Source organism: Paenibacillus marchantiophytorum (assembly GCF_014640555.1).
Lineage (GTDB): Bacteria > Bacillota > Bacilli > Paenibacillales > NBRC-103111 > Paenibacillus_E > Paenibacillus_E marchantiophytorum.
In genome coordinates, this window is record NZ_BMHE01000028.1 from 1 (window position 1) to 17,027 (window position 17,027).

Genomic DNA, 17,027 nt, shown 5'->3' on the forward strand with positions numbered 1-17,027 from the left:
CCCCCTCAAGATGAGATTTCCCAGTATGTAAGACCCCTTGTAGACGACGAGGTTGATAGGTTCGAGGTGGAAGTGCGGCAACGTATGCAGCTGACGAATACTAATCGGTCGAGGGCTTAACCTAATCCCAAGCAAGTGAAGATAAGCTTTGTAGCGAATTCCGAATACTTGGTTGGGGCCCAGAAATCCTAAGAACATCTAACTTTACGCACGTTTCGTATCTAGTTTTCAGGGAATACTATTTCCTGTGGTTGTGTATTATAGCTTGGAGAGATACCCAAGTGGCTATAAGGGGACCCTCTGCTAAGGGGTTAGACTGCGTAAGTGGTGCGAGGGTTCGAATCCCTCTCTCTCCGCCAGTTTCCAACTATATACACTTTTTATGTGGCGGCGTAGCTCAGCTGGCTAGAGCGTACGGTTCATACCCGTAAGGTCGGGGGTTCGAGCCCCTCTGCCGCTACCATAAAACCAATCAATTCGGAGGCTTAGCTCAGCTGGGAGAGCATCTGCCTTACAAGCAGAGGGTCGGCGGTTCGATCCCGTCAGCCTCCACCATTTCCTTTTACGCCGTTGTAGCTCAACTGGTAGAGCAACTGACTTGTAATCAGTAGGTTGGGGGTTCAAGTCCTCTCGACGGCACCATCTATAATGCACGGAGCTGTGGTGTAGTGGCCTAACATGCCTGCCTGTCACGCAGGAGACCGCGGGTTCGAATCCCGTCAGCTCCGCCATTATTTTAAGTAAGACAAGCTAGTAGTACGTAAATAAGGCTCGGTAGCTCAGTCGGTAGAGCAGAGGACTGAAAATCCTCGTGTCGGCGGTTCGATTCCGTCCCGAGCCATTGAGATGGTTGTGCTGCTTTGATGCAGCACAGGTATCTCGTATCTGGAGGCTTAGTGAAGTGGCTAAACACGGCAGACTGTAAATCTGCTCTCTCCGAGTTCGGTGGTTCGAATCCATCAGCCTCCATATTTCCATGAGTCATTAGCTCAGTTGGTAGAGCACCTGACTTTTAATCAGGGTGTCGTAGGTTCGAATCCTACATGACTCACTTTTATAAGTAAACAACATGGACCAGTTAGGGTCTTTTTTTATATGAAGAGGCTTCCCAAAAGGTTAAAAACCTGAGGGAAGCTTTTTTTTGTCCACATAGATTCATTTCAAAAAAGTATTTACATGTTTTGGAGCCATCGAGGAGGAGTAAACGCAGCTGCCTCGCGCAGAGATAAGGGAACGTCAAGCCTCTATTCTGGGAAAAATCACTATTTTTGCGAGCTTGAGGGAACTACAGGGCGCTATTTTACTGTTTGAGGGGGAAATTCAGCGTTTTTAGCAGAAATAAGGCCCTGTAGTTCCGCTATTGCCTCAGCATCCCTGCTATTTACCGAAATAGCGTACCTGAGTTCCCTTAATAAGATTCCCCCGTTCTTATAAGCTCATCTCCTGCAGGCGAAGCCGTGTTCTCATAGGGCTATCTACTCTAAATGCTATTTCAACTTATCAGTAACAGACTGCATCTTCTGCTGCATGGATGCTGGCTTGTCGCGGCGATCGTCGATTTTGATGGAGGTGGAGACGCGTTCAGCACCGTTCGTGAAGGGAACTTCATGGACGGCACGAATGACAGCTAATACGCGATCTAAGGAGCCTTCAAGAATGGTGCCCATAGGTGTCATTTGGAAGGTGATGTCCGTATGTTTTTCTAATTCCTTGTGTAGGTCAGCAACATAGCTGCTAAGGCTGGTAGTTGCTGTCCCTATGGGGATAATGGTGAATTCAGCGATGGCCATTGGATGTTATGGTCTCCTTTCATTTAGATAAGGCTGTACCTCCTATTGTAGAGGAGTGGCGCCATAGAAAGCAATGTTAGGAGCTAGCCAGGTCGATGATGTAGTCAGCCGTTCTGGCGGCAAGCGCCATGATGGTATTCGTCGGGTTGACTCCGCTGGAGGTAACAAATACACTGGCATCGCAGATAAACAGATTAGGAATGTCGTGGCTTTGGCCATAAGCGTTAACAACGGATGTGGCTGGGTTATTGCCCATGCGGCATCCGCCCATCAGATGCTGCGTATCTGGCACCACGTAGGCAATTTGGCCACCGGCTGCCTTCAGAATCAGCTTCATATTGTCAACGGCATGATCAATGAGCTTTCGATCATTTGCGCTATATGCGAATGAGACAGAAGCGCGCGGCATGCCGTTTTCGTCTTTTTCCTCGGATAAGATGACCTGATTATCGGGTTGCGGAAGCACTTCGCCTACCATGGTTAGCCGTCCATAGTAATTGTAATCACGCATCGCTTCTTTCAGATGTTCTCCCCATAAGAAGTCTTCGGCTGATTTACTGATCCCTTGAGCCATGTCAATGGGTCTTGTACCATGGGCGTGAAGGGTATAGCCGCGTACGAATCCTCTATGCAGATCAGTCTCGTAGAAATCCTGAGTGGACGCAAGGACAGGTGTTCCTTTGTAGAGGCGCACTTCCTGATCAAATTTGGCGTAAACATCGTTGCTGCTGTGTGTCATGATCGCGCGGCCTACCCAACCGCTGGAATTAGCAAGACCATCGGGAAATAGCGGTGTAGCTGAATGCAGCAGCAGACGAGGAGTTTCTACAGCATGCGCGCATACAATCACTGTTTTGGCTCGCTGGCGATAGGTTGTTCCTTGATGGACAAAGAGAGCGCCACAGGCATGTCCATATTCATCGATTTCGATTTGAGTGACCATGCAATTCGTTAGTACCTCCGCCCCTGCTTGAACAGCTTGAGGGAGGTGGACGATCAATGTACTGAATTTGGCATTGGTCATGCAGCCCTGCATGCAGAAACCTCGATGTGTACAAGGGGATCGACCGTCCTGTGGAGCAGACAAAATGGCGAGGGGTGTCACGACAGACTGAATACGTAAAGTGTCACAGCCTTTTTGAAATAGATAAGCATTCGTGCTCAAGGCATCATGCGGTGGATGAGGATAGGGACCATTGAAATTCCCCCACGGGAAATATTTGGGTCCGGAAACCGCGACTTCTTTTTCAATCCTGCTGTAATACGGTTCTAAATCTTTGTAATGAATCGGCCAATCCTCGCCCACGCCGTCGATCGATTTGGTTTTGAAATCTGATTCATGGAATCGCAAAAAAACACCGGTAAAGTTCTGTGTTCCCCCGCCAACCCCCCTGCCGGAATGATCATATCCCATGTCAAAAGGATCGCTTCCGTCGAATATCCGCGTATCCTCCCAGGCGAGCTGCCGCATGCTTAACTCGTCGCTGGCAAAGTCTTTCTCTGGGTCCCGCCAAGGACCCGCCTCAAGGACGACAACGCTAAGCCCAGCTTCGCTGAGCTCTTTGGCCAGCACGCCGCCGGCAGCTCCTGCCCCTACGATTAGAATATCGACAGCATCATGTTCATGTCTCCAATTCATGGCTTCCTCACGGCCTCCCAAGGATCGACTTGGCCCGGCGCTGTTCTGACATACCCTCGTGGATAAGCGGGGCCTCCAAAACCGATCTCTGACCAAACCAAAGGATGAGAATAGTAGGCATCAACGCTCAGTTGAAGCAGTTTCTGAAACAGCGCTTTCTGAGGGATGCCATCCCATGAACGGGTGGGAGGATAGGTTGCCGTGCTGATTTGGCGCATGATTTGGCGCTGCGCAGGTTCGTCGAGTTTGAAGAAAGGCAGACTTGCGGCTAGCCAACCGGCCTCATCAATCCCTTTCAATCCCTGACGCAGCAAGTGTCGAATGGGGGGAGTGTCGCGTTTACGTTGGCCTTCCCCTTTGTTGTCAGTCAAAGCTTGATCCATATGACTAAGTATATATTGAATGATATCCCCACGGTGATCATCCATGAGCAGGCCGCACCAAGTTCTTAAGGTTTCAGCCTCAACGTTGGTTAAGAAACCATAGGACTGCTCACGTATTAAGCGAGCGGCAACGATAGAGCGCGTATGTGGATCCCATTCCTTTTGTTCATCCATGACGTTATATGTCGGATAATAGGTGTTTTTTATCATAAGTTATCTCCTCAGAATCACAGCAGTCTCTGTACAATTATTTCCAAATTCACGAAGAATATGAGTAGAACAGACGATTAGCCGAACTCATTATGTAGAGAATTCAAGAAAGTATTGGATTTTAACCCAATGAATGATTTGGCAAGAGTGGTAATGTTGTGGCATATAGGAAACATTTTAGGAATGAAAGACTTTTCATTACCATGGTAACCTTATTCTAGACCGAGAGAACATTCCCATTTTTACAAATAATCTCGCACAGGAGGAAATATGATGATGAAAAGTTTGGCACACCGTACGCTGGGGATCACAGCCGCGATAACGATTGCTTTATCTGCGACAACGGCAGTTTCCGCTTATGCGGCTAATGATGATATGGATGCTGTATCTTTGGCGAAAAAAATGGTTGGTGTCGATTACTCCAAAAGCAATGAGAAGCCATCTGCAGGCTTCGATTCGTCTGGATTAATCTATTACGTCTATCAAACTTTGAATTATTCGGTTCCCAGATCGCTTAACGAGCAGTTTAATATGAATAAAACGAAAATTTCGAGTTTGGCCAAAGCGGAGCCAGGTGACGTCTTGTTCTTTGGTAGTGGCAATAAGCCAACGTATGCTGGGATCTATGTAGGAGCAGGTAAAATGGTCATGGCTTCCCAGAGCAAAGACGAAGTCGTCACTCGCAATGTGAATGATTATAAGAGCAGTTTCATCAGTGGCAAAAGCATCCTTTCCGCCAAGGATCGGCTGAAAGCAGAATTGATTTTGACAGCCCAAAAATATCTAGGCACACCTTATGTCTTCGGGGCGAAATATGGACAAACCAAGACAATGGATTGTTCGTCGTTTACGAAAACGGTATTCGCGGAATACGGCATAACGCTGCCGCGTGTGTCCCGCGACCAAGCGAAAGAAGGTACTTACGTAAGCAAAAGCAATCTGCAAGTGGGAGATCTGGTCTTCTTCACTACGATAGATTCCGGTAAGAATATCGGTCATGTCGGCATCTATGTCGGTGATGGCAATATGATCCATACGTATGGCGAGGGCGGAGTGAAATTTACTTCCATTAATAAAGAGTGGTGGGCGGATCATTACGTGACGGCTCGCCGCGTTTTGAACTAGAGGTTGGATAAGAATCCCTTTTGCACCTACGTGCAGAAGGGATCTTTCACATCCAGGGGGTCACATATGCTACAATAGAGAGATAGATATAGAAGAAAGCTATTGGAGTAAGGAGAGAGGCAGATGGATTGGGAGCGAGTCAAAGAGCGATTGGAAGCGGTTTTACAGACACCTATACAGATTAGTTCCCTCCCCGAGGCGGCTTGGCTGCAGCTGGTTGAAGAACAAGAAGGCAATGCGGAAGGCTCAGGCCGAAGTGTTGTACGTGGTCAGGAAGTGCTGTTTTATTTATCAAAGGAACAGAATGATATTCGCGTTCTGGAAGTGTTCGGAGCCCAACTAACGGTATCTGAGCGCAAGCTGGTAGAAATGACTGTTGAGTCCAAGCAATCGCAAGAAAAGAAGCAATGGGGCACATTTCTTTCGGAAGATGAAAGAAAAGCGCATCAATTAAGAGATTGGCTGCTTGAGCAGATGGAACGCGGTTCGACTTATGCGGAACTGCCCGATGCGCTGGCTTCCCAATCCTCACTCTATTCGACCAAAATTCCATTGCTTTTATATGGCGATTATTCTCAAAACCAGAGTGTTTCCTACGCGGAACTGAAGAAGCTGTTGGAATCCTTCTTTGAATCCGAGATTATCTTGATTCCATTATTGGATAAAGAATGGCTGATTCTCGCTCCTGAAGGTCTATTAACCAGTGGCAGCGAGGAAAGGGATGGCGATGAGGAAGAGAGTGTTGAACAAATTCTCGATGCGCTTGGTTCAGGTTTATATGAAATGCTGGCTAATGAATGGGTGGGAGAATGTCATCTCGCTATTGATTATCCGGTTAAACCGGCCAAATCCTTATTCGCAACGATTCTAAAATTGCGGGAAACGATTATGCTAGGCCGTTCTTTCCATGTAGGCAGCTTCCTTCATTTGCGTTGGGAGCTTCGATTGGAGAAACTGCTGCATTTGATCGATGAAGAGGAAAAGTCAGAGTTCTTGGAACAGGTGCTTCGCGGCACGGATCATGCGCTGGATACGGAGACGGTGACGACGCTGGAACATTTCTTCTCTCTTGATTGCAATGTTAGCGAGACGGCGAAGAAGTTATATATTCATAGAAATACTTTGTTGTACCGTTTGGACAAGTTCAAAAACGAGACAGGACTTGATGTGAGAACCTTCAATCATGCTGTTTTGGTAAGACTGGCATTGCTATTGTACAAAGTAACGAAAAGAAAGTGATTTTTTTGTAGGGATTGTGCATAGTCAGTCAGGCATCTGTAGGGTAAGATGAGTATATTGAAAAGTTGATTAAGAAGTCATTAATCGATAAATCGTAGGGGGAATGAAACCATGGCAGGCGTACGTTTAAATCATATCGTTAAAAGATATTCTGGTGCAGAAGAATCTACAGTTAAAGATTTCCATCTTGAAGTTGAAGATAAAGAGTTCGTCGTATTGGTTGGAGCATCCGGTTGCGGAAAATCCACAACTCTTCGTATGATCGCAGGATTAGAGGAAATTACTGAAGGTGAATTGTACATCGGAGACCGCCTTGTTAATGATGTCGCTCCAAAAGATCGCGATATCGCGATGGTATTCCAATCCTATGCCCTTTATCCGCATATGACTGTTTATCAAAACATGGCATTCGGTTTGAAACTTCGTAAATTCAAAAAAGCTGATATCGATGCTCGCGTTCGCGAAGCAGCGAAAATTCTAGATATCGTTCATTTGTTGGATCGTAAGCCAAAAGCTCTTTCCGGTGGTCAACGTCAACGTGTTGCCTTGGGTCGTGCGATTGTTCGTGAGCCACAAGTCTTCTTGATGGATGAGCCGCTTTCCAACTTGGATGCGAAACTTCGTGTTCAAATGCGTGCGGAAATTACAAAATTGACAAAACGTCTTGGTGTTACGACAATCTACGTAACGCATGACCAAATCGAAGCTATGACAATGGGCGATCGCATCGTTGTTATGGACAAAGGTATTATTCAACAAGCAGCTACACCAGAAGAAATTTACAACTTCCCAGTGAATATCTTCGTTGCGGGCTTCATCGGATCCCCATCCATGAACTTCATGACAGGTACATTAACACAAGAAGGCAGCGGCATTTTCTTTAAAGCAGGATCTGTTAACGTTGAAGTTCCAGCTGGTAAAGCACAAGTATTGAAAGACAAAGGTTTCGTTGGTAAAGAAGTGATTCTGGGTGTTCGTCCAGAAGATATCCACGAAGAGCCTGTATTCTTGGAAGCATCCCCGAACACAGTATTCAACGTTAACGTTGAGTTGACTGAGAACTTGGGTCACGAAATGTACTTGTACCTGAACGGTATCGGCGCTAACACGGTAATCGCGCGTGTTGACGGTCGTTCCGGAATCAAAGAAGGCACAAACGTGAAATTGGCTTTGGACATGAACAAAATCCATTTCTTCGATAAAGATACTACATTATCTATCCTGGTTAATCCAAACCTGTAGGTTTAATTAGAAAGGCCAGCCGTTATCGGCTGGCCTTTTTGTTTGTATCTCGAAGACGATAGTTGATTTCACTTAGGTATTCCATTACGATGAAAGTATTGGAAAGAAATGAATATAAGCAGATGAAGCACGTTATGCATAGGCGAAACTCGGAGGAGATAGGACGATGGCCAAAAAAGTGAAGGTTTCCGAAATGGTGGCACAACTCCATATGGAGGTTCTTGCAGGTGAATCTGGACTGAAACGCCCGATAACAACCGGAGACTTGTACCGCCCTGGTCTTGAGATGGCAGGTTATTTCAATTACCATCCAAGAGAACGTATCCAGATGCTAGGGAAGACGGAAATTACCTTCATGGAAATGTTAACAACGGGTGTTCGGCGCAATCGCGTGGAACAGCTGTGCTCAGCGGAAGAAACACCGTGCATTATTGTGACACGAGGACTGGACGTGCCTGTTGAACTGCTCGAAGAAGCAACAAAGCGGGATCTTCCCGTGCTTCGCAGTCAGATGTCGACAACGATCTTCGCAAGTCGACTCACAGGGTTCCTTGAGAATAAACTAGCTCCTAGTACGACCATTCATGGCGTACTTGTCGATGTATACGGCATTGGGATGTTGATTACGGGAAGCAGCGGTATCGGCAAGAGCGAGACGGCACTTGAGCTTGTTAAAAGGGGCCATCGCCTTATCGCCGATGACGCGGTAGAAATTCGTCAGAATGGCGATAAAGTGCTGACGGGCAACGCGCCTGAGCTCATTCGGCATTTGCTTGAGATCCGCGGAGTCGGTATCATCAATGTGATGACGTTGTTCGGAGCAGGGGCTATTCGGAATGTGAAGAAAATTTCGGTCGTGGTGAAGCTGGAGAATTGGCAGCAAGACAAACAATATGACCGATTAGGCCTTGATGAAGAGTTGACTCGAATCATTGATACCGATTTGCCTCTCGTGACGATCCCGGTTCGACCAGGCCGAAACTTGGCCGTTATCGTGGAAGTGGCCGCGATGAACTATCGGTTGAAGCATATGGGCTATAACGCGGCGCTGCAGTTTACGAATAAACTGACCGAATCACTGAATGAAAACTTCGAAGATTTCGATTGATAGTCGGTAAATCAACTATATGAAGGAGTGAAACTATGCTCGAGAGTGTTGCGTTTTCCCTTGGACCGATACATGTCCGATGGTATGGAATTATTTTAGGTACAGCAGCGCTGATTGGCTTGATGTTAGCAATCCGGGAAGGCAAACGATTCCGTATCGTGCCTGATTTCTTTATGGATTTATTGTTGATCGGCGTGCCTTCCGCCATTATTGGAGCGCGAATTTATTATGTAGCCTTTCAATGGGACGATTATAAGAATAATCTAGCTGAGATATTTATGATATGGCATGGTGGGATAGCGATATACGGAGCCTTAATCGGCGCGATTATCGGGACTTTTTTCTACATGCGTGCGAAAGGGTATCCGTTCTTGCGAATCGCTGATATCTGCGCGCCAGGATTGATTGTTGGCCAAGCCATTGGACGTTGGGGCAATTTCATGAACCAAGAGGCGCATGGCGGGCCGGTCACGGAATCATTTCTGCGAGATACACTGCACCTCCCGAATTTTATCGTAAATCAAATGAACATTGAGGGTACTTTCTATCACCCAGCATTTCTATATGAGTCTGTATGGAATATTCTTGGGCTGCTCTTGCTGCTTTGGCTGCGTCGGAGACCGTTTCTCCGTGCTGGCGAGCTCTTCTTCGGTTATTTCATCTGGTATTCGATCGGCCGTTTCTTCATCGAGGGTGTCCGGACCGATAGCTTGGACATAACGGGCCCAACATGGTTGGCGTCGCTGATGGATACATTGTGGTCACCGATGACGCTTGTTTTCCAGCCAGGGGTTCTGACGTATGGTGGAAATGTGAGATTCTCACAGCTGTTAGCACTTCTGATTGTAGTTGTTTTGACGGTAGTCATTATCGTGAGAAGGAAAAAAGGCTACGCTAATGTGCGTTACTCGGATCCGATTGTATCAACGAAAGCTGGGGAGAACAATCAAGCGATCAAAGATCAAGATGTAGAGGATAAAGGAGCAAATTATGATTCAAACCGTACTGTTTGACCTGGATGGCACGATTGTAGATACGAATGAGTTGATTGTGCAATCCTTCTTGCATAGCTTGGAAGGTGAAACGCCGGAACCGCTGAGCAGGGAATTGATTATTCCGAATATGGGTCGGCCGCTCGTGGAACAAATGGAGTTTTTTACTGGACAAACAGAGAAGACGCAAGTGGATGCTCTCATTAAGAAATACAGAACTTTCAACTTATCGAAGCACGATGAGCTGGTTAAAGAGTTTCCCAATGTACATACCGTGATGGAGAAGCTTCATGCGAATGGCATCAAAATTGGTATTGTAACTAGCAAAATTCGTCAAACAACCTTGATGGGGCTAAAGTTATGCGGATTGGATACTTTCATCTCTACGATTGTAACCGTGGAAGATGTAAAAGAGGCAAAGCCGCATCCAGAAGGTATTTTGGCAGCGCTGAAAGAATTAGGAAGCTCCCCTGGTCAAGCGATCATGGTGGGAGACAGTCATTATGACATCGAAGCCGCCCAGAATGCCGGAGTCACCGCTGTCGGTGTCACCTGGTCATGGAAAGGCCGCTCGTATCTGGAAGGCTACAACCCTGATTACCTCATTGATGATATGTATGATCTGCTTCCAATCGTGGGACTTACGTCGGATGTGAATGCTGGTTGAGACAAACGGACAAGTATCCGGTAGACGGCCCCAACGCCTTATGGCAGATCTATCACACCGTCAGTAAGTGGAAGGCGATCCGGAATTTTGTTTTTATCCAAATTACACGGTACTCGCCCTCCCTGCGGATGAAGAATTGGATCTATCGTCATATTTTGGGTATGACGGTTGGGGAACATACGGCTTTTGCGTTAATGGTGATGGTGGATGTCTTTTTCCCGGAAAAGATTCATATTGGCACCAACACGATTATCGGGTATAACACAACGATTCTGGCTCATGAATATTTAACCCATGAGTACAGACTCGGTGATGTGCATATTGGATCACACGTGATGGTAGGTGCCAATACAACAATTCTACCCGGTGTAACGATTGGAGACTACGCGATCATAGGAGCGGGTTCTGTCGTCCATAAAGATGTGGCACCCTATAGTTTTGTGGCAGGGAACCCCCTGCAGACGATAAGAGAAGGACATAAGGACCAATAAGAGTTGTGCGCTACTCGCCGGTGCAGCTCTTTTTCTTTGCGCAGGTAGAGCGGTAAACAAACAAGCTAGGATACGCAAAGTGACAATTGACGGTCCCAGGGTTACGTGATAAAATAGCCGTACATTCTTTATTTTGGTAGTATGGTAGCACGTTACCGCATTAAAGTGAAATGAATCAGGAAATGAGAATGTATTCCTAGATGTTGAGGTGAGACGGTGTCGAAGCCAAAAGTATTTGAAAAACCGTTAGGGGTCAAGGATTACTTGCCCGATGCAGTGACGAAGCTGCGCAATATTGAATACCGTGTACTGGCTTGTATGGAACGCTGGGGGTATAACCAGATTATCACGCCTACACTTGAATATTATGATACCGTTGGAGTGGCAAGCTCCACAGAAGATAAAAAGCTGTTCAAACTGCTGGATCGCAAAGGGAAGACGCTTGTTCTGCGTTCGGAGCTGACGGCACCGATTGCGCGTGTAGCTTCATCTCTGCTCAAGGAACATGCGTTCCCATTGCGGTTGTCATACCATTCGAATGTCTTTCGCGCGATTGAAGAGGAAGCAGGACGTGATTCAGAGTTCTTCCAAACAGGTGTTGAGCTTATCGGCGATGCTTCATCCGAAGCGGATGCTGAAGTTGTGGCGCTCGCGATTGCTTCTTTGCAGGCTGCAGGCGTGAACACGTTCAAAATCGCATTGGGACACGTAGGTTTCCTTAATGGTTTGTTCCAAGAAACGCTTGAAGGTCGCAGCGATGCACAGCTTATGCTCAAAGAGCATTTGTTAAGTCGGGATTACGTTGGATATCGGGAAGCGATTAAGTCCTTGGCGCTTACGCCAGAGGTAGATCGTGAACTCAACGGCGTTCTGCGACTAAGGGGCGGCGATGAAATCTGTGAGCAAGCTCGTATGGTTTCGCAGCATCCGATCGCGCAAGATGCCATTCGACATCTATGCGAAGTATGGGATGTGCTCAAAGCTTACGGGGTAAGCGAACATGTCGTCATTGATTTAACGATGATTGGAGATTTCTCCTACTATACAGGTATGACGTTTGAGGGGTATGCAGCTGATCTTGGTTTCCCGGTGTGCAGCGGCGGCAGATACGATAATCTATTGGCTCAATTCGGACGTCCGGCTCCGGCAACAGGCTTCGCACTCAAGACGAATCGTATTCTTGAAGTGACAGGCAAAGAGACCGTGGAAGCGCCAAGTCGTGTACTGATTGCCTATGATATCGATCATCGGGAAGAAGCGCTGCAATTGGCGAAGGCGATGCGGGATAGCGAGCAAGAGGTTACCGTGATTACGCAGCTGGTGAGCGATCAGGAAGTTTGGTCCAAGGATCTTTCGGAGAAGGAAGACGGCGACTACGAGCTTCGCGGAACGGTGTATCAGGATGTTATCAAGTTGATCGATTAAGCAGTTGAACTAACGGTTGTCGAAGGAGGTTGGAACGGTGGATGATATTCTTAAAGTAGCGATGCCGAAAGGCCGTATTTATAAACAAGCAGCAAAGCTTTTTCATCAGGCAGGTTTGGCAATACCTGAGGATTTGGAAGAAGGGCGCCGATTAATTATTCCGGTGCCTGAGGCTAGAATGGAATTCATTCTTGCCAAACCCGTAGATGTTCCAACATATGTGGAGTATGGCGTTGCAGATATCGGGGTCGTGGGTAAAGACGTGCTTATGGAAGAAAATCGCAACGTGTATGAGCTTCTGGATTTGGGGATCGCCCGCTGCCGGATGTCAGTTATCGGTTTGCCGGATTGGAAGCAAGTGATCAATCCGCGAGTTGCGACGAAATATCCGAATGTTGCTTCCCAATATTTCCGCGAGCAGGGCCAGCAGGTTGAAGTGATTAAATTGAACGGTTCCATCGAGCTTGCGCCTCTTATCGGACTTGCTGATCGTATCGTGGATATGGTTGAAACGGGTCAAACGCTCAAGGAGAATGGACTTGTTGAGCAAGAGGAGATTTTCCAAATTACGAGTCGCTTGATTGCGAATCGTGTAAGTTACCGCATGAAGAATGACTCCATTCAGCGGTTGTGTGATATGCTTCAGGCTGTGCTGCCTGTGACTAAGGTATAGATGAACGGAAGATCAAGTGCAAGTGCAAGTGGAGCAAGATCAAGAGAGGATGATGGAGATGCGGATACTTCCCGCCTCGGAATTTCAGTTGAACCGCGAGGTCGAATATGGTTCACCGGAGCAAAATGAGACCGTCCGCCGCATCATCGATGAGGTGCGGCAGGACGGAGATGCTGCGCTGATACGCATGGCGCAGCAGTTCGACAACGTCGAGATCGCTGAGCTTCGCGTCAGCGACGAGGAAATCCAGGCGGCGTACGCGCAGGTGGACGCCGAGTTCCTGGCGGCGCTGCGTCAAGCCGCCGCGAATATTCGTGCGTTTCATGAGAAACAGAAACGCACGTCGTGGATGGACCTGCAGGCGAACGGCAGCCTGCTGGGCCAAATCATCCGACCGCTGAAGCGGGTCGGATTGTACGTGCCCGGAGGGAAGGCGGCTTACCCTTCCTCCGTGCTCATGAACGCCATCCCCGCGATCGTTGCGGGGGTGCCGGAGATCGCGATGGTGACGCCTCCGGCCACCGCGGGCGAAGCGGGCATCAACCCGCATATCCTCGTGGCAGCAGCCGAAGCGGGTGTGAAAGAGATCTACCGCGCAGGCGGGGCGCAAGCGGTAGCCGCGCTGGCCTACGGCACGCAGTCCATTCCGCCGGTCGACAAGATCGTCGGACCGGGCAACATCTACGTCGCGCTGGCGAAGCGCTTCGTGTTCGGTGTCGTCGATATCGACATGATCGCCGGGCCTACAGACATCGTCGTGCTGGCAGATGAGCACGCCGATCCCGAATACATCGCGGCTGATTTGCTGGCGCAAGCCGAGCATGACGAGATGTCACCGGCGATTCTGGTGACCCCGTCGCAAGAACTGGCCGAATCGGTTCGGCTGGAGCTATGGCGGCAGCTGGATGTGCTGCCGAAGAAAGCCATCGCAGCGGTGTCTACAGCGACCAAAGGAGCGATCCTCTTGGTAGATAGCCTCGACGAGGGTGTGGACGTCGTCAATCGCTTGGCTCCGGAGCATTGCGAGCTGCTGGTGCAGGAGCCTTTCAACCTGCTGCCGCGCATCGAGAATGCAGGCGCTATTTTCCTCGGCGCCTACAGTACGGAACCCGTCGGCGATTATTTCGCCGGACCTAACCACGTGCTGCCGACGAACGGCACGGCACGTTTCTCATCTCCACTGAATGTGGATGATTTCCTCAAAAAATCAAGTGTTATTCACTATAGCAAGGAAGCGCTGCTCGCCAATGGCGATATGATCATGACACTTGCCCGCAACGAAGGGCTGGAAGGTCACGCGAGAGCGGTGGAAGTTAGACTCAAGAAGGAAGGGAAGTTGAAATAGATGGCTGAACAGGATCAAGCTTTGACTCGCTCCGCGAGTGTAGTCCGCAGAACGAATGAAACCGACATTGCCCTGAAGTTCGAGGTAGACGGAACAGGAATTTCAGAGCTTCAAACGGATGTGCCTTTCTTGAATCATATGCTCGATTTGTTCACGAAGCATGGGCAATTTAATCTGAATGTCAACGCCAAAGGCGATATCGAGATTGATGATCATCACACGGTAGAAGATATCGGGATTTGTTTAGGCCAGACGCTTCGCGAAGCTTTGGGCGATAAACGAGGAATTAAACGCTATGCCAGCGTGTTCGTTCCGATGGACGAGGCGCTTGCGCAAGTCGTCATTGATATTAGCAACCGTCCGCATTTTGAATATCGTGCGCAGTATCCTTCACAGAATGTCGGCAGCTTCGATACGCAGCTCGTTCAAGAGTTCTTGTGGAAGCTGGCGCTGGAAGCCCGCATTACGCTTCATGTTATCGTGCATTATGGGCAGAACACGCATCACATGGTGGAAGCCGTATTTAAAGCGTTAGGCCGTGCTTTGGATGAAGCGACATCGATTGATCCTCGCGTGCAGGGGGTTCCTTCGACGAAGGGAGTGCTGTAAGCATGATCGCTATTATTGATTATGGAATGGGCAATTTACATAGCGTTAGCAAAGCGGTTGAGCGTCTTGGCTACGAAGCCGTTGTGACTGGGGATGCAGAGCAGATTCTCGCCGCTGAAGGAGCTATCCTGCCCGGCGTAGGGGCTTTCGGCGATGCGATGGAGCAATTGCGTGAGTCCGGACTGGATGGCGTTGTTCGGAGCTATGCGGAGTCGGGCAAGCCGCTGATCGGCATTTGTCTTGGGATGCAGCTGTTGTTTGCCAGCAGTGAGGAGCATGGGAACCATGAAGGGCTTGGCCTCTTGCCAGGTTCGGTCGTTCGTTTCCGCGGAGATTACAAGGTCCCGCATATGGGGTGGAATCGACTCAGCTACAAGCAGAGCGCAAGCCCCATTTTCCAAGGCATCGAAGAAGGGCATGTGTATTTCGTTCACTCCTACCATGCGAAGCCGGAGCGCGAAAGCGATCTGTTGGCGGTAACGGATTACCACCAGCCGGTGACGGCGATTGTAGGCCGGGATAACGTATACGGCATGCAGTTTCACCCCGAAAAAAGCGGGGATATCGGGATGCAGCTGTTGAACAACTTTCTGGCTATGTGCAAGTAGGCGAAATAGGGCGCTCTAAGGGCTCTTAAGTTAAAAAGGAGGTACCCCTCATGTTAGCCAAAAGAATTATCCCTTGCCTAGACGTCAAGGATGGTCGTGTGGTCAAAGGCGTGAATTTCGTGAATTTGCGCGATGCGGGCGATCCGGTGGAGCTGGCAGCGATTTATGATAAAGAAGGCGCAGATGAGCTCGTTTTCCTCGATATTTCGGCATCCGTAGAAGGCCGGGCTACGATGGTTGAGGTCGTTCGTCAAACTGCGGGAGAGATTACGATTCCATTCACCGTGGGCGGCGGTATCTCCAGCGTGGACGATATGAAACGATTGCTGCGTGCGGGTGCGGATAAGATCGGGATTAACACGGCAGCGGTTCGCAACCCTCAGCTCGTATCTGACGGAGCGCGCAAGTTCGGTTCTCAGTGTATTGTCGTTGCCATTGACGCTAAGTTTAACAGCGAGTGGGGCGAGTGGGAAGTGTTCACGCACGGCGGTCGCAATGCCACAGGCATCAAGACGCTGGAGTGGGCGAAACGGATGGAGGAGTTGGGCGCAGGCGAGATTCTCCTTACCAGTATGGACGCAGACGGTACGAAGGACGGTTTTGATCTGAAGCTGACACGCGCAGTGTCTGAGCTGCTGACGATTCCTGTCATTGCCTCAGGCGGAGCGGGTAAAGCGGAGCACTTCTATGATGTTTTCACGGAGGGCAAAGCTGATGCAGGGCTGGCCGCCACCATTTTTCACTATAAAGAGTTAACGATTCAAGGGGTCAAAGATGACCTTAAAGCTAAAGGGGTTGAAATCCGATGACATTTTCAATTGATCAAATCAAATTTGATGCACACGGACTTGTGCCTGCTATCGTGCAGGATGCTGTCAGTAAAGAAGTGCTTATGCTGGCTTATATGAACGGCGAGTCTTTGCAGCGCACGATTCAAACGGGTGACACGTGGTTCTGGAGTCGTTCCCGTGAGGAGCTTTGGAACAAGGGAGCAACTTCCGGTCACACGCAAAAAGTGAAATCACTGCGCTACGACTGTGATGGCGATACGCTGCTTGTTCTTGTAGAACAAGTTGGACCTGCTTGCCACAACGGCACGTATACGTGTTTCACAGAAAACGTCCCTGTGGAGGGGGCTGACCAGGAAGCTGCGCCTGCTGCAGAGGGCAATCGCTTCGCAATTCTTGGCGAACTCGAAGCCGTTATCGCTTCCCGTGACGCCGAGCGCCCAGAGGGTGCTTACACAACCTACCTGTTCGAAAAAGGTGTCGATAAGATTCTTAAAAAGGTCGGAGAAGAAACCGCCGAAGTCATTATCGCAGCCAAAAATAAAGACAATGACGAGCTTCGCTATGAAGCCAGCGATCTTATTTTCCACTTGATGGTTCTGCTTCGCAATAATAAATTGCCATTGGACGATATTATGAAAGAGTTAGCCAATCGGCATGTCAAAAAATAAATAAAACGACCTGGAGTGAATT

Annotated in this window: 17 protein-coding genes, 8 tRNA genes and 1 rRNA gene; 23 read left to right on the forward strand and 3 right to left on the reverse strand. The window is 48.7% G+C overall.

Annotated features, from left to right (window positions below):
• The 9 genes from IEY34_RS22595 to IEY34_RS22635 form a co-directional block, all read left to right on the forward strand.
• A 23S ribosomal RNA gene (locus IEY34_RS22595) occupies window positions 1-124 on the forward strand; the annotation flags it as partial.
• 143 nt (window positions 125-267) lie between these two features.
• Window positions 268-359 (forward strand) — tRNA-Ser (locus tag IEY34_RS22600).
• Between the two features lie 27 nt (window positions 360-386).
• Window positions 387-463 (forward strand) — tRNA-Met (locus IEY34_RS22605).
• A 16-nt stretch (window positions 464-479) separates the two neighbouring features.
• Window positions 480-555, forward strand: a tRNA-Val gene (locus IEY34_RS22610).
• An 11-nt stretch (window positions 556-566) separates the two neighbouring features.
• Window positions 567-642: transfer RNA gene (locus tag IEY34_RS22615), tRNA-Thr, on the forward strand.
• Between the two features lie 12 nt (window positions 643-654).
• Window positions 655-731, forward strand: a tRNA-Asp gene (locus IEY34_RS22620).
• 37 nt (window positions 732-768) lie between these two features.
• Window positions 769-841, forward strand: a tRNA-Phe gene (locus IEY34_RS22625).
• A gap of 46 nt (window positions 842-887) precedes the next feature.
• Window positions 888-969 (forward strand) — tRNA-Tyr (locus IEY34_RS22630).
• A gap of 9 nt (window positions 970-978) precedes the next feature.
• Window positions 979-1,051, forward strand: a tRNA-Lys gene (locus tag IEY34_RS22635).
• Window positions 1,052-1,487: 436 nt separating this feature from the next.
• Here the strand turns inward: IEY34_RS22635 and IEY34_RS22640 are convergent.
• The 3 genes from IEY34_RS22640 to IEY34_RS22650 all read right to left on the reverse strand — a co-directional run bounded on the left by IEY34_RS22640 (window position 1,488) and on the right by IEY34_RS22650 (window position 4,022).
• Window positions 1,488-1,790: an MTH1187 family thiamine-binding protein gene (locus IEY34_RS22640; protein ID WP_189015367.1), complete on the reverse strand. Its 303-nt coding sequence runs from the start codon at window positions 1,788-1,790 to the stop codon at window positions 1,488-1,490.
• A 76-nt stretch (window positions 1,791-1,866) separates the two neighbouring features.
• Window positions 1,867-3,429: a GMC family oxidoreductase gene (locus tag IEY34_RS22645; protein WP_189015369.1), complete on the reverse strand. Its 1,563-nt coding sequence runs from the start codon at window positions 3,427-3,429 to the stop codon at window positions 1,867-1,869.
• Window positions 3,426-4,022: a gluconate 2-dehydrogenase subunit 3 family protein gene (locus tag IEY34_RS22650; protein ID WP_189015371.1), complete on the reverse strand. Its 597-nt coding sequence runs from the start codon at window positions 4,020-4,022 to the stop codon at window positions 3,426-3,428. The genes IEY34_RS22645 and IEY34_RS22650 overlap by 4 nt, the downstream gene beginning before the upstream one ends.
• Before the next feature lie 273 nt (window positions 4,023-4,295).
• Here IEY34_RS22650 and IEY34_RS36925 point away from each other — a divergent pair, with 273 nt between their 5' ends.
• From IEY34_RS36925 to hisIE, 14 genes are all read left to right on the forward strand, one after another.
• Window positions 4,296-5,147, forward strand: coding sequence for an NlpC/P60 family protein (locus IEY34_RS36925; protein ID WP_229757788.1), 852 nt, complete (start codon window positions 4,296-4,298; stop codon window positions 5,145-5,147).
• Between the two features lie 123 nt (window positions 5,148-5,270).
• Complete coding sequence (locus IEY34_RS22660) at window positions 5,271-6,386, forward strand: PucR family transcriptional regulator (protein ID WP_189015373.1); 1,116 nt, start codon at window positions 5,271-5,273, stop codon at window positions 6,384-6,386.
• 111 nt (window positions 6,387-6,497) lie between these two features.
• The gene (locus tag IEY34_RS22665) at window positions 6,498-7,628 is read left to right on the forward strand and encodes an ABC transporter ATP-binding protein (protein ID WP_189015375.1); all 1,131 of its coding nucleotides are present in this window, start codon (window positions 6,498-6,500) and stop codon (window positions 7,626-7,628) included.
• A 166-nt stretch (window positions 7,629-7,794) separates the two neighbouring features.
• Complete coding sequence (gene hprK, locus IEY34_RS22670; protein WP_189015376.1) at window positions 7,795-8,736, forward strand: HPr(Ser) kinase/phosphatase; 942 nt, start codon at window positions 7,795-7,797, stop codon at window positions 8,734-8,736.
• A 35-nt stretch (window positions 8,737-8,771) separates the two neighbouring features.
• Window positions 8,772-9,749 carry a prolipoprotein diacylglyceryl transferase gene (gene lgt, locus IEY34_RS22675; RefSeq protein ID WP_189015378.1) on the forward strand — a complete coding sequence of 326 codons (978 nt, stop codon included), beginning with the start codon at window positions 8,772-8,774 and terminating at the stop codon, window positions 9,747-9,749.
• A complete protein-coding gene (gene ppaX, locus IEY34_RS22680; RefSeq protein WP_189015380.1) occupies window positions 9,727-10,395 on the forward strand; it encodes a pyrophosphatase PpaX in 669 nt (222 codons plus the stop codon). The genes lgt and ppaX overlap by 23 nt, the downstream gene beginning before the upstream one ends.
• Window positions 10,392-10,886 carry an acyltransferase gene (locus IEY34_RS22685; protein WP_189015382.1) on the forward strand — a complete coding sequence of 165 codons (495 nt, stop codon included), beginning with the start codon at window positions 10,392-10,394 and terminating at the stop codon, window positions 10,884-10,886. The genes ppaX and IEY34_RS22685 overlap by 4 nt, the downstream gene beginning before the upstream one ends.
• Before the next feature lie 216 nt (window positions 10,887-11,102).
• Window positions 11,103-12,311: an ATP phosphoribosyltransferase regulatory subunit gene (locus tag IEY34_RS22690; protein ID WP_189015384.1), complete on the forward strand. Its 1,209-nt coding sequence runs from the start codon at window positions 11,103-11,105 to the stop codon at window positions 12,309-12,311.
• A 37-nt stretch (window positions 12,312-12,348) separates the two neighbouring features.
• Window positions 12,349-12,984 carry an ATP phosphoribosyltransferase gene (gene hisG, locus IEY34_RS22695; protein ID WP_189015386.1) on the forward strand — a complete coding sequence of 212 codons (636 nt, stop codon included), beginning with the start codon at window positions 12,349-12,351 and terminating at the stop codon, window positions 12,982-12,984.
• Between the two features lie 58 nt (window positions 12,985-13,042).
• Complete coding sequence (gene hisD, locus IEY34_RS22700) at window positions 13,043-14,329, forward strand: histidinol dehydrogenase (protein WP_189015500.1); 1,287 nt, start codon at window positions 13,043-13,045, stop codon at window positions 14,327-14,329.
• A complete protein-coding gene (gene hisB / locus IEY34_RS22705; protein ID WP_189015388.1) occupies window positions 14,330-14,938 on the forward strand; it encodes an imidazoleglycerol-phosphate dehydratase HisB in 609 nt (202 codons plus the stop codon).
• Window positions 14,939-14,940: 2 nt separating this feature from the next.
• Entirely contained in the window at window positions 14,941-15,546 is a 606-nt protein-coding gene (gene hisH / locus IEY34_RS22710; protein WP_189015390.1) for an imidazole glycerol phosphate synthase subunit HisH, read from the forward strand.
• A 50-nt stretch (window positions 15,547-15,596) separates the two neighbouring features.
• Window positions 15,597-16,355: an imidazole glycerol phosphate synthase subunit HisF gene (gene hisF, locus IEY34_RS22715; protein ID WP_189015392.1), complete on the forward strand. Its 759-nt coding sequence runs from the start codon at window positions 15,597-15,599 to the stop codon at window positions 16,353-16,355.
• Window positions 16,352-17,005 (forward strand): bifunctional phosphoribosyl-AMP cyclohydrolase/phosphoribosyl-ATP diphosphatase HisIE, encoded by a 654-nt coding sequence (gene hisIE / locus IEY34_RS22720; RefSeq protein ID WP_189015394.1) that lies wholly within the window; start codon window positions 16,352-16,354, stop codon window positions 17,003-17,005. Before hisF ends, hisIE begins: the two co-directional genes overlap by 4 nt.
• The last annotated feature ends 22 nt before the right edge of the window (window positions 17,006-17,027 follow it).

Excerpts from the sequence above, each read along its gene's own strand:
- hisB (WP_189015388.1), top strand. The coding sequence starts at position 14,330 with ATGGCTGAACAGGATCAAGCTTTGACTCGCTCCGCGAGTGTAGTCCGC.
- lgt (WP_189015378.1), top strand. The coding sequence starts at position 8,772 with ATGCTCGAGAGTGTTGCGTTTTCCCTTGGACCGATACATGTCCGATGG.
- IEY34_RS22640 (WP_189015367.1), bottom strand. The coding sequence starts at position 1,790 with ATGGCCATCGCTGAATTCACCATTATCCCCATAGGGACAGCAACTACC.
- ppaX (WP_189015380.1), top strand. The coding sequence starts at position 9,727 with ATGATTCAAACCGTACTGTTTGACCTGGATGGCACGATTGTAGATACG.
- IEY34_RS22650 (WP_189015371.1), bottom strand. The coding sequence starts at position 4,022 with ATGATAAAAAACACCTATTATCCGACATATAACGTCATGGATGAACAA.
- IEY34_RS22645 (WP_189015369.1), bottom strand. The coding sequence starts at position 3,429 with ATGAATTGGAGACATGAACATGATGCTGTCGATATTCTAATCGTAGGG.
- IEY34_RS22660 (WP_189015373.1), top strand. The coding sequence starts at position 5,271 with ATGGATTGGGAGCGAGTCAAAGAGCGATTGGAAGCGGTTTTACAGACA.
- hisH (WP_189015390.1), top strand. The coding sequence starts at position 14,941 with ATGATCGCTATTATTGATTATGGAATGGGCAATTTACATAGCGTTAGC.
- IEY34_RS22665 (WP_189015375.1), top strand. The coding sequence starts at position 6,498 with ATGGCAGGCGTACGTTTAAATCATATCGTTAAAAGATATTCTGGTGCA.
- hisIE (WP_189015394.1), top strand. The coding sequence starts at position 16,352 with ATGACATTTTCAATTGATCAAATCAAATTTGATGCACACGGACTTGTG.
- hprK (WP_189015376.1), top strand. The coding sequence starts at position 7,795 with ATGGCCAAAAAAGTGAAGGTTTCCGAAATGGTGGCACAACTCCATATG.
- hisD (WP_189015500.1), top strand. The coding sequence starts at position 13,043 with ATGCGGATACTTCCCGCCTCGGAATTTCAGTTGAACCGCGAGGTCGAA.
- hisF (WP_189015392.1), top strand. The coding sequence starts at position 15,597 with ATGTTAGCCAAAAGAATTATCCCTTGCCTAGACGTCAAGGATGGTCGT.
- IEY34_RS36925 (WP_229757788.1), top strand. The coding sequence starts at position 4,296 with ATGATGAAAAGTTTGGCACACCGTACGCTGGGGATCACAGCCGCGATA.